Source organism: Barnesiella intestinihominis YIT 11860 (assembly GCF_000296465.1).
Classification (GTDB): Bacteria; Bacteroidota; Bacteroidia; order Bacteroidales; family Barnesiellaceae; genus Barnesiella; species Barnesiella intestinihominis.
Map to the genome: position 1 here is coordinate 1,121,600 of NZ_JH815203.1, position 16,130 is coordinate 1,137,729.

8 protein-coding genes are annotated in these 16,130 nt (G+C 44.3%); 1 reads left to right on the forward strand and 7 read right to left on the reverse strand.

Annotated features, from left to right (window positions below):
* Positions 1 to 10: 10 nt before the first annotated feature.
* The 7 genes from HMPREF9448_RS14130 to HMPREF9448_RS04490 form a co-directional block, all read right to left on the reverse strand.
* Complete coding sequence (locus tag HMPREF9448_RS14130) at positions 11 to 2,602, reverse strand: endonuclease/exonuclease/phosphatase family protein (protein ID WP_008861403.1); 2,592 nt, start codon at positions 2,600 to 2,602, stop codon at positions 11 to 13.
* Positions 2,587 to 5,064 carry a phosphodiester glycosidase family protein gene (locus HMPREF9448_RS04465; RefSeq protein ID WP_008861404.1) on the reverse strand — a complete coding sequence of 826 codons (2,478 nt, stop codon included), beginning with the start codon at positions 5,062 to 5,064 and terminating at the stop codon, positions 2,587 to 2,589. The genes HMPREF9448_RS14130 and HMPREF9448_RS04465 overlap by 16 nt, the downstream gene beginning before the upstream one ends.
* A 110-nt stretch (positions 5,065 to 5,174) precedes the next feature.
* Complete coding sequence (locus tag HMPREF9448_RS04470; protein ID WP_008861405.1) at positions 5,175 to 6,959, reverse strand: T9SS type A sorting domain-containing protein; 1,785 nt, start codon at positions 6,957 to 6,959, stop codon at positions 5,175 to 5,177.
* A gap of 88 nt (positions 6,960 to 7,047) precedes the next feature.
* Entirely contained in the window at positions 7,048 to 8,799 is a 1,752-nt protein-coding gene (locus HMPREF9448_RS04475; RefSeq protein WP_008861406.1) for a RagB/SusD family nutrient uptake outer membrane protein, read from the reverse strand.
* A 20-nt stretch (positions 8,800 to 8,819) separates the two neighbouring features.
* Complete coding sequence (locus HMPREF9448_RS04480) at positions 8,820 to 12,077, reverse strand: SusC/RagA family TonB-linked outer membrane protein (RefSeq protein ID WP_008861407.1); 3,258 nt, start codon at positions 12,075 to 12,077, stop codon at positions 8,820 to 8,822.
* Positions 12,078 to 12,175: 98 nt separating this feature from the next.
* A complete protein-coding gene (gene glpT / locus HMPREF9448_RS04485) occupies positions 12,176 to 13,501 on the reverse strand; it encodes a glycerol-3-phosphate transporter (protein WP_008861408.1) in 1,326 nt (441 codons plus the stop codon).
* Between the two features lie 22 nt (positions 13,502 to 13,523).
* A complete protein-coding gene (locus HMPREF9448_RS04490; protein WP_008861409.1) occupies positions 13,524 to 15,092 on the reverse strand; it encodes a glycerol-3-phosphate dehydrogenase/oxidase in 1,569 nt (522 codons plus the stop codon).
* A 229-nt stretch (positions 15,093 to 15,321) separates the two neighbouring features.
* Between HMPREF9448_RS04490 and HMPREF9448_RS04495 the strand changes: the two genes are divergently transcribed.
* Complete coding sequence (locus HMPREF9448_RS04495; protein ID WP_040295879.1) at positions 15,322 to 16,086, forward strand: DeoR/GlpR family DNA-binding transcription regulator; 765 nt, start codon at positions 15,322 to 15,324, stop codon at positions 16,084 to 16,086.
* Positions 16,087 to 16,130 lie beyond the last annotated feature (44 nt).

The following is a 16,130-nucleotide window of genomic DNA, read 5'->3' on the forward strand; positions in this document are numbered from 1 at the left end:
TATACTTCAATTAATTATTTTTCAACACTTTGGTAAATTCTATACCACCCGACCTATCGTTGGTTTCCACCATATAAACACCGGCCGGCAAAATCGACACATCGACAGGTCGACCCGAAACCGCCTCTCCTTTCATTTGCAAACTACCCGACAGGTTATATATTGTATATCCAACTGTAAAACTATCAGAAATAACATAAAGGTTATCTTCCGAAACAAAAACTCTTATCGAATTCTGTTGTACATTAGGTTCCATTCCAGACTCTCCTGTATATTCATAAGCACCTATCATAGAGCCGGTAGTATTGCGGATTACGCCTCTCCCATCGACAGCCAGATTATCCGTATAAACTCCATTATCGTTTATGTCGATATAGAAAGTAGATTCCCTCAGAGCAGCAGCACTCAATACATTCAGGTTATTATTTCCGCATGCAACGGACTTCACTTTTACAGTAGGTGCAAATCCTCCATTATCGGATAACAGCAAAGATAATTTTCCATCGACGATTTCACTATCCAACACTTTCTGCAAATCCTGCACACAACGGTCATAATTGCGACATACCATATCGGTAGATTTTGCCGTAATATTCATTCTATCTGCTCCACCATACAAATTATACGTAGAGTTTTGCAAGGAGGCCGACTCTCCTAAATAGACTTCCCCCGCAGCGGCAGCCGAAGAAAAATTACCGGCGATTATGTTATTTACCAATCTCACCTTTCCCGAAATCACATGTACGGCAGAACCGTTGAAATTGGCCGAAGGAATGCCGCTCGTCGTATAACACGAATCGGTATTGCCGACAATCGTATTATTCACCAAATTCAAACTTCCCGCCCCCGACTTAAAATAAATAGCGCTACCTCCATTGGTTTTATCGGAAAGCGAACTGCTTTTCGCAGTCAACCGATTATTGACGAATGTATTATTGACAAATGTACTTACCATATACTCCGACTCGCCCATCTGCGTATAAACCCCGTTCCGACTACTGACATTATCGGCTATCGTATTCCCCGACAACAAGGAAAAAATCACACCGTCCGAATACCCCGAACTACCTTGTGTCGCTCGATTCTGCACGAAATAGGAATCAGATATATGCGACCGCCAACCCGGAGAAGCCAAATAAAATGCTCCACCCTGAGAACCGGATTGATTTCGAGCAAACATCGTCCGATTTATATTCAAATTTCCCCCGGAATATATAGCACCTCCATACGCCAAAGCATAATTATCACACAACTCCACATCTTTCAAAATGAGGTCTATTCCTTTCGAATAAATAGCGGCTCCGCTATTGAAGCCGGTCACATCGGCATATCCCCCGGTCAACTTCAAACCGTCGAGTTCCACAAAACAAGAATCGGCAACGGTCATTATATGATAGACATTATCCTCCGCACCCGATGCAATACGACCCGACTCATCGGTCACATCGTTCCGGTTCAAATCTCCCGACAATTCCGTTTTCCCGACTACCGAAGAGAAACTCTCGTCATATCCGCCATGAATACGAACGCTCTTATACACGTTTACCGTCGCTTGCCGACCTGCATGCGACGATGTTTCCACCGGATAGAAAACGCCTTCTGTCATAAAAATAGTATCGTGTTTCGAAGCGACATCGATAGCCTCCTGCAAATTATTGAACGGGGCGTTTTTCGAACCATCGGGAACAGCCGACGGAGTCGTGCTCACATACCACTTGCCCCGCTCCAAATTATCTTTAAATGTGCAAGTAATCAAAATGGGTAAATGATCGGAAGGCGTAATCCCTCTCCCGAAGTCTTCTGTAATCGTCTCGTAAGAAAGCACATTCACCCGATCGCAAAACACATAGTCTATGGGTTCCCCTCCCGTAACGGCAGGATTCCACTGTGCAAACGTAGTACCCGGTCCAACCGGAGCCGTCTGCGTCACCTTGCGACTATCGTCTAAATAAGCGTTGAATGTGTTATACATCGCTTTCTCCGCATAATAGGCATTGAAGTCACCCACGATAATAGCGGGATAACCGTCTGCTATTTCCTGCATTTTCTGCACATTGATCCGCGCCCCTTCGGCACGTGCAAGCACGCCCTTATGGTCGAGGTGCGTGGAGAAATAGAAAAATACATCGCCGGTCGTCTTGTCCTGTAATTTCACCCACACGGTATTTCGGCGTACCGCCGTATCCCATGACAAATCCGGAGCCGCCGGGTTCGATGTCAAGAAATACTGACCCTTATCCAGCAAAGTAAACTTCCCGGCTTTGTATACGATTGTCGTATGCGTACCGCTTGTCTCGGAAATCGCTCCCCAAGAATGAGTCGCATAATCGTCGCCCAACAATTCCTCCAATTGAGGCAACATCTTGATGCTGTTCTCTTGCAAGCCCACCACATCGAAATCATGCTCCACAATATTTCTGACCACATATTCTTTCCGCACATTCCAATCTTTATCTCCCGTATCGGCCGCATTCTCCCCTCGGATATTATACGACCCCATTCTATACACAGGCGAAGCCGAAAGCCCGGCTATCATGCCAAAGAATACCACCGATAATAAAAATCTGCTTTTCATATTCAAAATAACTATCTGTTTATCCATATTTTTTGCGAGAACACTTTGCCGTCGGTCACTATCCTCACTATATACATACCTATTCCCGGAGCCGATATATGATTGCTGTTTTCGGTCAAAGAGACCAAACACCCCGAAACATTATACAACTCGACCCGATCAACCGCCTTACCCAGCAATATCGTCCGTCCCGATACAGACAAATCCAAAAACTTACCTTCTACCGTTTGAACGTCCGAAGCATTTTCATTATAATAATTATAAACCAATTCCACGGCCGGAATATCTATCCGATAATTTTGCCCCAACGTATTTATATCCATACCCAATGTAAAATGCGAGAGCACCAATGGATAATTCGCTATATCGAAAACATCGCCCAAAACATCGGGGAAAGCTATATCGCATATATTCTCTTTATTCGCTTCGGGAATCGGTAAATCGACTGCGACTGTCTTTTTCGACGGAAGTCTCAATGTGCAAGAAAACGTCTTAACCTTCGCTTCTCCCGGATTTATATGAATCCGTAATGTATCGGGCAGACTATACAGAGGGATATCTCCTGCCAAAGAAATCGTTTTCGCCGAAGTACTGTTATATAAAAACGATATTTGTAACCCCTCTTTCTCGGAATTAGTTACCGACGTATTTTTAAACCCGGCCGAGGTTGTGAAAGAAACTTTTAGCCAATCGGGAGTTCCGTCATTTATATTCAATACATGTTTCGAGGGCTCCTGCACTTTCACTTTCAGAGTATCCGATACCTCCGATATAGAGCCACATATCTCGGCCATTCCGTTTTGCAAGCCTTTCAAAACGCCATTCTCCACAAAAGCTACATGCTCGTCCGAACTGCTCCACGAAAGCACACTCGGATTAAGAGGCACTACCTCGCCGGTACTTTTCGTCATCGACACTTCCACCGGATACTCATAATGACAATCGCTCACAACCGAATCCAATCTGAAAACAATATTATCTATATCCTCTTTCACCACGACCTCCATTTCACAAGTATATCCGGCCGGTGTGCGAGCATAAATTTTACCCAAACCTATACCGTCGGCAACAAAAGTCTTACCATTGGCTTTTACATATCCTATCTGTTCGTCACAAGTAATCGTATAATTAGACATTTCCGTATTTATCAACAGTCCATAGGCATTATACCCGTAAACGGTCGGACTATATTCCTCTCCTTTGGATATGACATGCGGAGGTGTCGCAAAATCTATTCCCCCGACAAACGAAGATGCAGGTGCTGTGGAAACCACGAATACACCATCGCCGACCTTACGCTGCACACCTTTGGAGCTGGGATAGTTCCTTACCCCCAACATACTGGTATACAATGTGCTCGAACCTCCTCCATCTAAATTCAGTGCCTCATCGGCTCCGGCATATCGCATCAAGTCGGCCAATTCCCGGGTACGAACGCCTCGCGAAATTTCGGTACGACCATCGCAGACCAACATAATCAATTTCTTCTTATCCTTACTGTACCCGATTGAAGTACGGGGATGCCACTCTATGGCATCAGCTCGCTCCCCTTCCGTATTCAATACCTCCCCGTTTCCCAATATCTTAGGATTACCGGTAGTCAGATGTTCCACCATAACGGTCTCGCCATCAAACGACATAGGTAAATTCACCTCTACTTCGTCCCCGTCATTCAAACTTTGAATAAAAGGCCCTGCCAAGCCTTTTCCGCTAATTACGTACCCACCGTCGGGAATCGCCATATTGGTCCCTCTCGCCCATGCTCCTTTCACGGTCATCTTACAAGGCTTCCCGGGAACTAAGCGTTCTCCTGCTTTCGGCATCAATGCGACCTCATAATACATCGGGAAAGAACTACCTGTCACCTGCGTCACTTGCCCCGGCATTTTATCGGTATAGAGAATAATTTTATTATTTCCGGCGTTAACATTTACTCCCGATATCTCATACGAATCGGTAACCGTAGTAATCGTCCCGGTAAAATCGACCGAAGCATTGCTAAGGTACGGTACTTTATCGGACGTAATTCCAAAATGACGGCATATCGCCGATGTAGATGTCCTATAAATTTCACCTTCGGCAACCGACGCATGATGCGGCCTACCGACAATACTGGTTTTTCCGTCGTTCGCAGTCCCCGACATCGCAAAAAAACCACCGTTGATTCCCGCAAAATAAAGACTTTCGCCCTCCACACTATGACTTTCCGCCATCTGTGTAACAGTTTGAGCACCGGCTAAATGATCCGTAGCGCACACTGTCCTTATATCCACATAAGGATCGGTAAGATCTACCGTCAAATAAAAAACCGTCAATGTCGTATCGGGTCCCGTCAATAACAATGATGTCTGCGTAGTCCCGGGACCTATTTTAGCATGAAACGTAGTATCTACCCGATAGTCCGTATTCCAAACTTTCCACGTAACGGAAGCATATGAATTGCATACCGTTAACCATAAAACCAGCCATAAATAAATTTTCAATTTCATAGTACGACATCAAACTTATTATTAAGAAAAAAGGTAATGAGAATGTGAAAATATGCTGCCGGAAAGAACTCCGGCAGCATACCAGATGAAAAAACTACTTAATTGAGATGTTATTTAATCACTTTGAATGCCTGTCCGCTCACGGTCATAATATAAACACCCTTAGCAGCAGAGGACAAATCGATTACTTCATTGGCCGGTACAACTTTCACGACATTACCGCTCAAATTATAAACCGTCACGTCGGCATCTGCCCCATTCACTTGGAATATACCGTTACCCAACGTGCTTACCGAAACCTTGCTAACATTCGTCAGGTCTGTAATACCCGATGTAGCATCACCGTCATAAGCTCCCACACAAGTAGTAGCAGCGCGTTTGTAACCGCGTTGATCGACGGTCAAATCGATATTCTCCGGCAAGCTCCATTCGGTTTTTAAAGCGTTCAGTTCATCGAGAGTCAAACTCGACATACGGGTAGCCGGAACCAGCGTTTGTGTATTGCCTCCATTATCACCGAAAGTAGTCTCTCCGAATACATCGGCATAGGTATATGTTTCTGCATCGTTATCTTTCAAATACAAAAGTGACGTCTTTTGAATTTCGGGAGTTTGCGTACGATCTCTCGGGGTAGTCCAAGAGGTACAATACCATGCCGTACCCGAAATATTATAACCGCCACTGTTCCATGTGCCCGGACGAGTCGCACCATTACGGCTCAACAATATAGCTGTATTCGAAGGAGCTGCTTCGCCCAAAACACCGTTTACAACGTAATTATTCGCCATATAATTGTATCCACCATAGCTCATCACACCCAAACCGCGACCGACATCCTTAGTGCCATTGTTATTACTACCAACCGTACGAGCTTCTTGTTCAGCGGTATAATCTTTATTAGCAATCGTATTGGAAATCATATACATCGTCGTTCCGGGATAGCCCATTACAACACCGAATCCTTCGGTATAGTTATCGGCAACCAAACTGTTCACCAAATAGAGGCGGACACGCTCGTCACTGCTACCCAAAAAGATCGCCGATCCGCGAAGTTTATTGGTATAAGCCGGTTTGCCGTCTTGATATTCCGATTCAGGATAATAGTCGGTCGTAAAATAATTATCGGTAAACTGGCAGCGTTGAACCACGGCTTGCGTCAGATATTCATCTCCGGCATAAGTCGAGCTTATAAACAAGCCTAAGGCAGTACCCTTCTCACTAGAAAAGTTTTCTGAAAAAACACAATCAGAGACATTTGCATCAGAAGCAATAAGCGTCAAACCAGATGTTCCGATAAAGGCGGCTCCATTTTGAATAAAGTTACACCATTGCATATCCAAATCGGTATTGAAGACCATCACCGCCCCTTTATAATTACTGGCACTATCGTAGTTGCGGAAAGCGTGTTTGAATGTGAACCCTTTTACGGTAATATTCAATCTCGTTTTCGTATCTACCCCGTCTATTTCCTCACGTCTCTGTATATACCACAAGTGAGTACGGTTACCGGGAACAGCTGCTACATCGCTCTCGATAGCCCCTGAAATGACAGTTTCATAAGGAGAAGGATACGTAATATCTGTATTCGTACCCGTACTGGCAGGGTCAAAACCGCCCAAAAGAGTCACACTTCGATTAATAGCTAAATATTTGTCGAAATCGGGAGAGGACAATTTATACACTCCACCGGCAAAACAAAAGACATCGCCATCGGCAAAGTTTCCTTGTTCCATATTCTCGGCAAAATAGTCATAACTAATCGCTTGTTCCCACGACGAACCGTCCGTATCGTCAGAACCGTCAACTTTTATAAAATACGTCGTGGCAAACGCACTGGGTGCTGTCGCCAACATAAACCCTGCAACAAGCAGGCAAGAAGTCAATTTTCTTTTCATAACCACTTTTTTTAGATTAGATTATTGGTAAATATTTATTTTTAGTGAGGAGAACAGAGATAGTCACCTCCATTCTCCCCAAAATAGCTTAATAAGACAAGCCGTCTTCCCAACCCGGGTTTTGAGTCAAACTATGATTCAGTGAACGTTCGTCGGTCGGTATCGGCCACAGATAATCACGTTCCTCATTCCAAGTCCGTTTCACATCTTTGTGAGGCCACATATATCCTTCGGTGTCGTTGGTCAGGAAGAAATCCACACCCAATTTATATTTGGTCAATCCCAAACCCGACGGAGCCTGATCCTTGTAAATAGCTGTTTCCATTTTTCCGTCTCCGTTCAAGTCGTACTTACCTTCTCCGGGGAAATAGACCCCATGATACTCGTTGGTAAGCTGTTTACCCTCTTTCCAACGAATCATATCGAACAAACGGAAACCTTCGAGACAAAGCTCTACCGTACGTTCGCGGCGTATTTCCAAAATCACACCGGTCATCGCACTTTTCGTCACATTGGGATAACCGGTCACATCGGCCATCAAATAAGGATCTGGATTGGCATTCGCCTCGTCCATATCGATATGAGCATCTCCCATTCCTGCCCGATCACGTAACAGATTGACCGAAATATCCAAATCGTCCTGCGTCAACGTTCCCAATTCGGCCTTAGCTTCGGCATAATTCAGATAAACTTCCGCCAAACGGAACAACGGGAAATACATCGGCGATTTGTTGGATTGGTCGTATTGCGGCTCCATCACATATTTGATGTATTGATAACCGGTCAAAGTAAACTTCGACAAGGTATTGATCATCTCCTTCGTCGTACCTTTCTGTACGTAACCGGGAGTCAGAATCGTCTGAGACAAACGGGGATCGCGACCGGTCACTTCGGCTACGAACTCATTCTTTTCATGCCCGGGCTTATCGGTGTAACGAGAACCGTCGGCCATCAAATAATGATCTACGAAACGTTTGGTGAACGATACCCGTTGATTACCCGTCATCGAATTGCACTGAGAATTATGCAAGACTGAAAGCTCCGTACTGTAACGACGTCCCAAGATGATTTCCTCGGCAGGAGCATCGAGCCGTGCGAACAAATCGCGATACGGAGTAGAACCTGTCTTATAAAGCGAGAATCCTCCTTTTTGAATCAATTCCAACGAAGCGGCAGCCGATTGTTTCAGCATTTCCTCCCAATCGCCCAAATTGTGATATTTACGGAACGTTCCTTCGAACAATGCAGCGCGGGATTTCAGTGCCAAAGCCGTCCATTTGTTCACTTCATACGGAGTCTTCGTCTCAGGCAACATAAATATCGCTTGGTCCAGATCTTCCATTACCTTTTGCATCACATATTTACGAGAATCACGGGGTTTATACAACAGTTCATTATCCTTCGACCCGATTACTTCGTCGTAATAAGGCACATCGCCGTAACGCTGTACTTTCGTGAAATAGAAGTAAGCGCGCATAAAATGGGAGAAACCATCGTAATGATTACGTGCGTTTACATCGTCACAATTTTTACACCATTGGAAATACGTATTTATGACACGTAAATCCTCCCAATCCCATGCTTTTTCGGTACCGGGAGTACGATTACCTAAAATCTCGTTATCCAAGATATTTTTGATGACATCGTCGGCACAGATGTCATTCAAATCATCGGCTCCGGGAAGCATACCATAATAGGAATTCGTCCACAGACGCAGCTCCTCTTCGCTCGAAAAATAATTTTCGGGAGCCATCGTATCCTCGGGGATCAAGTCCAAATCGGTACAACCCATCAAAGCAGCCCCGGTCAACGTACAGAATATATATAAATACTTTTTCATTGTTGTTCTGTTTTTAATCGTTAAAATGTAATGTCCACACCCACCGAGAAATTTCTCGAATAGTTATAAGCCATACCCGTGTTACCGTTTCCTCCGGCAGCTTCCGGATCGATATACTTGGTATATTTTTTCATCGGCGACCAGTACCAAAGGTTCTCACCGGTAAAATAGACACGCAGTTTGGTAAAAACCTTTTTCAAAACCGGCAATGTATAACCCACCGTCAAGTTTTTCAAACGGATATACGATGCATCCTGCAAATAACGGTCATTATTTACACCCAACTGACTATCGGCGAAAGTCTGATAACCGCGGAAACGAGGTAAATACCCACCGGGATTCTCTTCGGACCAGCATTGATCCATAAAGTTCTCGGGAATAAAGCTCGTGAATGCCCGAGCATAAGGTCCCCAGAAGCCGGTGGAGAGATGACTTGGATACCAATCTCTCTTACCTACCCCCTGGAAGAAGATACCTAAATCGAAACCATTCCAGTCGGCCCCTAAACGAAAACTATAATTATAACGAGGTGTCTCGTTACCGATAATCTCTCTATCACCCGGATCATATACTGTATCATCACCTTTATTGATCACATTATTATTGTCCAAATCACGGAATTTCAAATCGCCGGCACGATAATAAGGTTCCACTTTATCCGATAAAATACGGGCATTTACGAAATCTTGATTGATTTTCGATGTATATTCGGTAGCCTCCTCGTCCGAGGCAAACAACCCATCTATCCGATAGCCCCAAATTTCACCCAAAACCATACCTTCATAATAGTCGATAAGCAATTTTTCAGGATTGTTATACTTCGTAATGACCGTTTTGTTATCGCCCAAAGAGGCAGACACCGTATAATTAAACCGTTTCCCCATCAAAGCGAACGAATCGTTCCAATTCAATGAAAGTTCCCAACCCTTAGTGCGCAAATCGGCACAATTTTCTTTGGGTTCCTTAGCACCGAAAACGCTCGGCAACACATACGACTTAGCCAACATACCCTCGGTATCCCGAATAAAATAATCGCCCGTAAAATTCAATCGGCTATTGAGGAACGACATATCCAAACCTATATTCCATGTAGCGATCGTCTCCCATGTAAGATAACTGGTCTTAGGATCGCTTGGATAAGCATATTGCAATTTGCTCGTCCCATCGAGCGTATAATTCAAAGTTCCACCTGTATTGATCTCCTCTAAATAAGCATACTCATCGACACCATGCTGATTGGCCAATTTACCATAAGAAAGACGTATTTTCGTATTATCCACTACGTCTCTAATAGGTTCCCAAAAATTCTCCTCGCTGATACGCCAACCGGCAGAAGCAGAAGGGACGAACACCCAACGGTGATCGCTACGGAAACGGGAAGTGCCATCGTAACGGGCACTCACTTCCAACAGATAACGGTTCTTATAATCGTAGTTCACCCGACCGAAAAAGCCACTGTTACGCCATTCCGAAATTGTCTGACTTCGGGTTATATCCCCTGTCGCATTGGCAAAACTCGACAAATTCTCACTCAACAGATTCAACTGTTCCAACCTCAGATAAGTATCTCGTGCACCTCGATATTGATAACCAGCCAATGCCGTAAAATTATGCGCCTTGTTCCATGTATGAGTATAAGTTCCATACACATTCAAATTGTGCTCGTTCGTCTCATAATGATTTTCCCGATAATAATCCTTGAAGTTACCGGTAACAATTGTTTTTTCCTCACCCTGCTTATTGGAATAGTGCAAATTATGGTTCCGAACTTTATTCAATCGCCCACGATACTTATAACTATAATCTACCGTCAATACCAAATCCTTGAAAATATCGATATCAAAACGATTTCCTATAATTATATACTTTTGATTGTTAGCATGGCGCGCGCGATTGTCCACCAAATAGGGAGGGGTTCCATTAATGGTAGTATTGGCATGTGTCTCGGCATAAATAGCCTTACCTTCGGGAGTCTTGGCAGGCCATGATGCCATCAAAGTTTTATCCACTTCCATCAACGTATTGTCTATGGTCGACAAACCGCTGTATTTATACGAAGAAGAGAAAAAGTTCATATTAGTCGAATAGCGTAACCACGGCTTGATTTTCACATCGAGTTTCGCTCTTGTAGAATAAGTGTCATAAGTATCTGGGTTGATATTGAAAATACCCTCCTCGCGATTATAACGACCGCTCACATAATATTTCACCTTATCGTTACCGCCTCTCACCGAAAGGTTATATTCCTGCTGGGGACGAGTTTTACGGAACAGATAATTGTACCAGTCGAAGTTGGCATAATAGCGATATGAACCGTCGTCCTGCAAAACGATCCACGGACGATCGGGATGCTCAGTCTTGTCGTTGCGACGCTCATACAGCATTTGCATTTCCTCTTCGGTATAATTGGTAAAATTGGTCGCATATTGCGAATAATAGGCCTTATCGACCAAACTTACCTGATCGTAGCCCGTAGTCATATAATCGGTCGATGTCGTGTTTTGCGACCAACCGAAACGCCCGTTAAAACTTATACTGGCCTTTCCGGCAGCATCCGAGCCTGTCTTAGTGGTAATCAAAATCACACCTTTCGAAGCCGTCGCACCGTAAATAGAAGCTGCCGAAGCATCTTTCAAAATAGAAACTGACTCGATATCGTTGGGATTGACCATATTCAACTCGGTCACTACTCCATCGACCATAATCAGCGGTGTGTTTGATGTCGATATAGACGATTCACCACGAATATTCAAATCATATCCACTGCTGGAACGACCGGAAGACATCTTCAAATTCATCGAAGGATCGGCTCCCTGCAACGCCATGGCAACGTTACTTACCGGACGAGCATTGATTTCTTTGGCACTGATGGTTCCCACAGCTCCGGTCAAATTGACTTTTTTCTGCGTACCATACCCCACCACAACCACTTCATTCAGTAATTGATTGGCTTCTTTTAATTTAACCAGAACAAAGTTTTTTCCATTTACAGGAATACTTTGTTTTTCATAACCGACATACGAAACCTCCAACGTTGCATTAGCAGGTATGTCTTTCATAGTAAAAGCACCGTCGGCATCGGTCGAACGACCGATAGAGGTACCCGAAACTTTAACAACAGCCCCGATAATCGGTTGGTCATATTCATCTAAGACCCTACCAGTCAACTGATTGCTGGCTCCCACGGACTGTGCGAACATCTGGAAACCAGACATAAAGGCGATAATCAAGAGTAAACAAGACCATCTCCTGTGCAGTGTGTTCGTTAGTAAATTCATAATTTTTTTGATTTATGGTTCTTATTAAATTAGAAGTTTCTATATATTATTATAAGGAATGAAAAATCCATTCCTTTAACAAGCTATCTTTTAACTATTTACAAACGATTCTCCTTACAAAACAACATTAACACAACAGTTACGGCACAAGCGGATAGCAACAGAATAAAACCTCCGTCCCAACCGAAATGCTCGAAAATATATCCCATACCGATATTGGCAAACACGGCCGATCCTAGCAAATAGCCGAACAACCCCGTGAAACCGGCAGCCGTACCAGCCGCTTTTTTAGGAACCAAATCCAAAGCCGAGACTCCTATCAACATTACCGGACCGTAAATGAGAAATCCTATCGCAGCCATAGCTACGTTGGTTACCATCGCCGAAGCACTATTCCAATAAATATAAACCGCCAGCATAACCAGCAACATATAAATAATAGTCACCGGACCGCGACGGCCTTTAAAAACTTTATCGGAAAGCCAACCGCAAAGTATAGTTCCGAAAATACCGGCTATTTCGAACGCAAAATACGACCAACTGCTATTCGCCAAATCCATGTGCTTCACCTGTTCGAGATACATCGGCGCCCAATCTAACACACCATAACGTACAAAATAGATAAACGCATTGGCAAAAGCGATAATCCACAAAAGCTTATTATTGAAAACATGCCCGAACAGAATTTCTTTGGTAGAGAGTTCCTTTTCCTGTTCGGCGGAATATGCCTGAGTACACTCTTCCGGCTTATATAGTTCGATAGGCGGTAATCCACAGGATTGAGGCGTATCACGCACCAGTAAATAGGCAATTACAGCAATGATTACGGCAACCATAGCCGGGAAATAGAAAGCTCCGCCCCAGACTCCGAAAATGGTAATACCGAAAACCGCCAAAGGAGCCATAAGAGCTCCACCGACATTATGAGCGATATTCCATATAGACATCTTTACGCCTCGTTCCCGGACAGAAAACCAGTGAACCATCACCCGGCCACACGGAGGCCAACCCATACCTTGCACCCAACCATTTACAAATAAGATGCAGAACATAAGCATGATAGAAAGCGAACTGACCGTCCACGGGATAAGACCCATAACAGTCATAATCACTGCCGAAGCTATCAATCCCAAAGGTATGAACACACGAGCATTGCTATGGTCGGAAACTGTACCCATCACGAACTTACTGATACCATAAGCTATCGAAACGGCAGACAAAGCCCAACCTAAATCGGCCTTATCGAAACCCATCTGTTCGAGTGCAGGCATGGCAATCGAAAAATTTTTACGTACCAGATAATAACCTGCATACCCGATAAATATACCGAGAAAGACCTGTAATCTTAACTTCTTATACTCCTTGTCCACCCGTTCTTTGGGAAGCGGATCGATAACCGGAGCCGGTTGGAATAACTTCAACATACACTATCCTCTCTCTAAAAAATCAGGCTAAAATATAATTTTTTGCCAGATTGGTAAAATTTTTAACTTGTTCCGTTTCCCAATTTTTATCTTTTCCCATTTCACGAGCCATAATAGCCGCTACACGAGGAGCCATTTCCATAGCAGCCCGAGCATCCATAAAGAGCGCCCGAACACGTCGTGCCAATACATCTTCCACCGTTTGAGCCATCTCCTCCCGCACAGCCCAAATAACATGAGCTACCCGGAAAGTATATCCGATATGAAGCAACTCTCCCAACGAGGCATCGTTTTCTATCAATGCTGCGATTTGGTCGGCATCGCTACCGTACACGTAATCCCAAACCGAACGGTCCACTTCTTCCCGGTAACCATGTAATTGCATTTTACGAGTCACACAGGCTCTCGGTTCCAAACCGATCAAAGCAGCCACTTTATTCACCGCTTCTTCGGCCATCTGACGATAAGTGGTCCATTTCCCTCCGGTTATCGTAAGCATTCCCGAATCGGAAACATATATTTTATGATTCCGTGAAATTTCTTTGGTCTTTTTGGAATCGCTATGCGTAGGAGCAGCCAACGGCCGCAATCCGGCGAACACAGACAATACATCGCTGCGTTTCGGTTTACGAGTCAGATACTGCCCCGCCTGATCGAGAATAAAATCTATCTCCTCGTCCAGAGGCTTCGGTTCTAATGAATTTTCATTCAATGGCGTATCGGTAGTTCCCAATACGGCCTTTCCATGCCACGGTACACCGAACAATACTCGTCCGTCCCTTGTCTTCGGTATCATCAAAGCCGAATTTCCTCCCAAGAAAGCGGCATCGACTACAATATGCACTCCCTGACTGGGACGTACTTTCTTGCGACTCTCCGGCTTATCCATTTGCATGATATCGTCCACATAAACACCGGTAGCGTTCACTACCCCTTTTACATTTACTTCATACGTTCCGCCTTCGAGAGTATCTTCCAAAACCGCCCCGCAAATCTTCCCAGAATCATTCTTAATCAAAGACGTTACTTTCATATAATTGATGCATATCGCACCGTGGTCATGAGCACTCTGCATCAATGTAATCGCCATTCTCGAATCGTCGAATTGCCCGTCGTGGTAAACCACGCCTCCGCGCAAATGATCGTGCAGCAGTCCCGGCAGCTCCTTCAAGGTCTGTTTCTTGGACAAAGGCAAAGACCGTCCCAAGCCCAATCGCCCGGCCAACAAATCGTAACAACACAACCCGATGGTATAAAAAGGACGTTCCCACCAACGATAGTTGCCGATAATGAAACGCATATCCTTTACCAAATGGGGGGCATTGCGCCATAAGCGACCACGCTCATGCAACGCTTCCACAACCATAGATACATCGCCTTGTTGCAAATAGCGAACCCCTCCATGTACCAGCTTCGTGCTTCGACTCGAAGTCGCTTTTGCAAAATCGTGTTGTTCTACCAATAGGACACGGTATCCCCGACTCGAAGCATCCACCGCCACGCCCAAGCCCGTAGCACCGCCACCTATTATCAATAAATCCCATGGTCTCTTTTCTTCGGCCATCTGTTTTATCAAGCCTTCACGTTTCATTTTCTTATCTTTCGATTTTTGATTTCTTATTAAATCTTGCGATTACTTTCTTTTTATGTGACAAAGAAAATAAAAAAGCAAGTATAAACCAAGAAAAAATGTAAAAATTTTTCGTTTCGTTTTCTTTTCAATAATATTTCATTTCGTTTTCAAAATAAATTCTCAATATTATTTGTGCATTATTCAAATAAATTTTACATTTGTATGGAACAAATATTATAATATTATTATGCTTAGTATAGCCGAAAGACACAAACACATTCTTGACAAGCTCAATGCGCAAGGGTTCGTGAAAGTTTTAGATATCGCCCGCGAATTGGACGTGACACCTGTAACGATACGAAAAGACTTGAAATTACTGGAAGAAAAGAAATTGCTATTTCGTACACATGGAAGCGCCAGTCCGGTAAACCCTCACACGGCAGATATCAATATACATATTAAAGAGCGAATAAACAGCGATGCCAAACGGCGTATCGCCCATACAGCCATTCGTCTACTCGATCCGAACGACTCGATTATCGTCGCCTCGGGAAGCACAGTGTATGCATTCGCCGAAGAAATTACAGACGATCTAAACCTGACAGTCGTCACGGCTTCGCTCAACGTCTCTACTTTGCTCAACCGTTTCGAGCACATTCATGTGATCCAGCTCGGCGGAACATTGCGAAAAAGTTCTTTCTCGGTCATCGGCGATTTAGCCGCACAGGCATTCGACAATCTTACTTGTTCCAAACTATTTATGGGAGTAGACGGTATAGACCTCGATTTCGGGCTGACGACCTCGAACATAGACGAAGCCCGGCTCAATCAACGTATGATCGCAGCCTCGCTACGAACGATCGTCCTTGCCGACTCTTCCAAATTCGGGAAAAGAGGATTCGGGAAAATCTGCACACTCGACCAAGTCGATGTCATCATCACCGACTCGGGTATTTCGCCATCGGTAGCAAAAAGCATAGAGGAAGCAGGAATAGAACTAATCATTGCATAAACCTCAAATCGAAAGGAAACAAAAGGGGCGGGAATGTTATTCCC

Coding starts and splice junctions, on each gene's coding strand:
- HMPREF9448_RS04465 (WP_008861404.1), bottom strand. CDS start 5,064: ATGAAATTGAAAATTTATTTATGGCTGGTTTTATGGTTAACGGTATGC.
- HMPREF9448_RS04480 (WP_008861407.1), bottom strand. CDS start 12,077: ATGAATTTACTAACGAACACACTGCACAGGAGATGGTCTTGTTTACTC.
- HMPREF9448_RS04495 (WP_040295879.1), top strand. CDS start 15,322: ATGCTTAGTATAGCCGAAAGACACAAACACATTCTTGACAAGCTCAAT.
- HMPREF9448_RS14130 (WP_008861403.1), bottom strand. CDS start 2,602: ATGGATAAACAGATAGTTATTTTGAATATGAAAAGCAGATTTTTATTA.
- HMPREF9448_RS04490 (WP_008861409.1), bottom strand. CDS start 15,092: ATGAAACGTGAAGGCTTGATAAAACAGATGGCCGAAGAAAAGAGACCA.
- glpT (WP_008861408.1), bottom strand. CDS start 13,501: ATGTTGAAGTTATTCCAACCGGCTCCGGTTATCGATCCGCTTCCCAAA.
- HMPREF9448_RS04470 (WP_008861405.1), bottom strand. CDS start 6,959: ATGAAAAGAAAATTGACTTCTTGCCTGCTTGTTGCAGGGTTTATGTTG.
- HMPREF9448_RS04475 (WP_008861406.1), bottom strand. CDS start 8,799: ATGAAAAAGTATTTATATATATTCTGTACGTTGACCGGGGCTGCTTTG.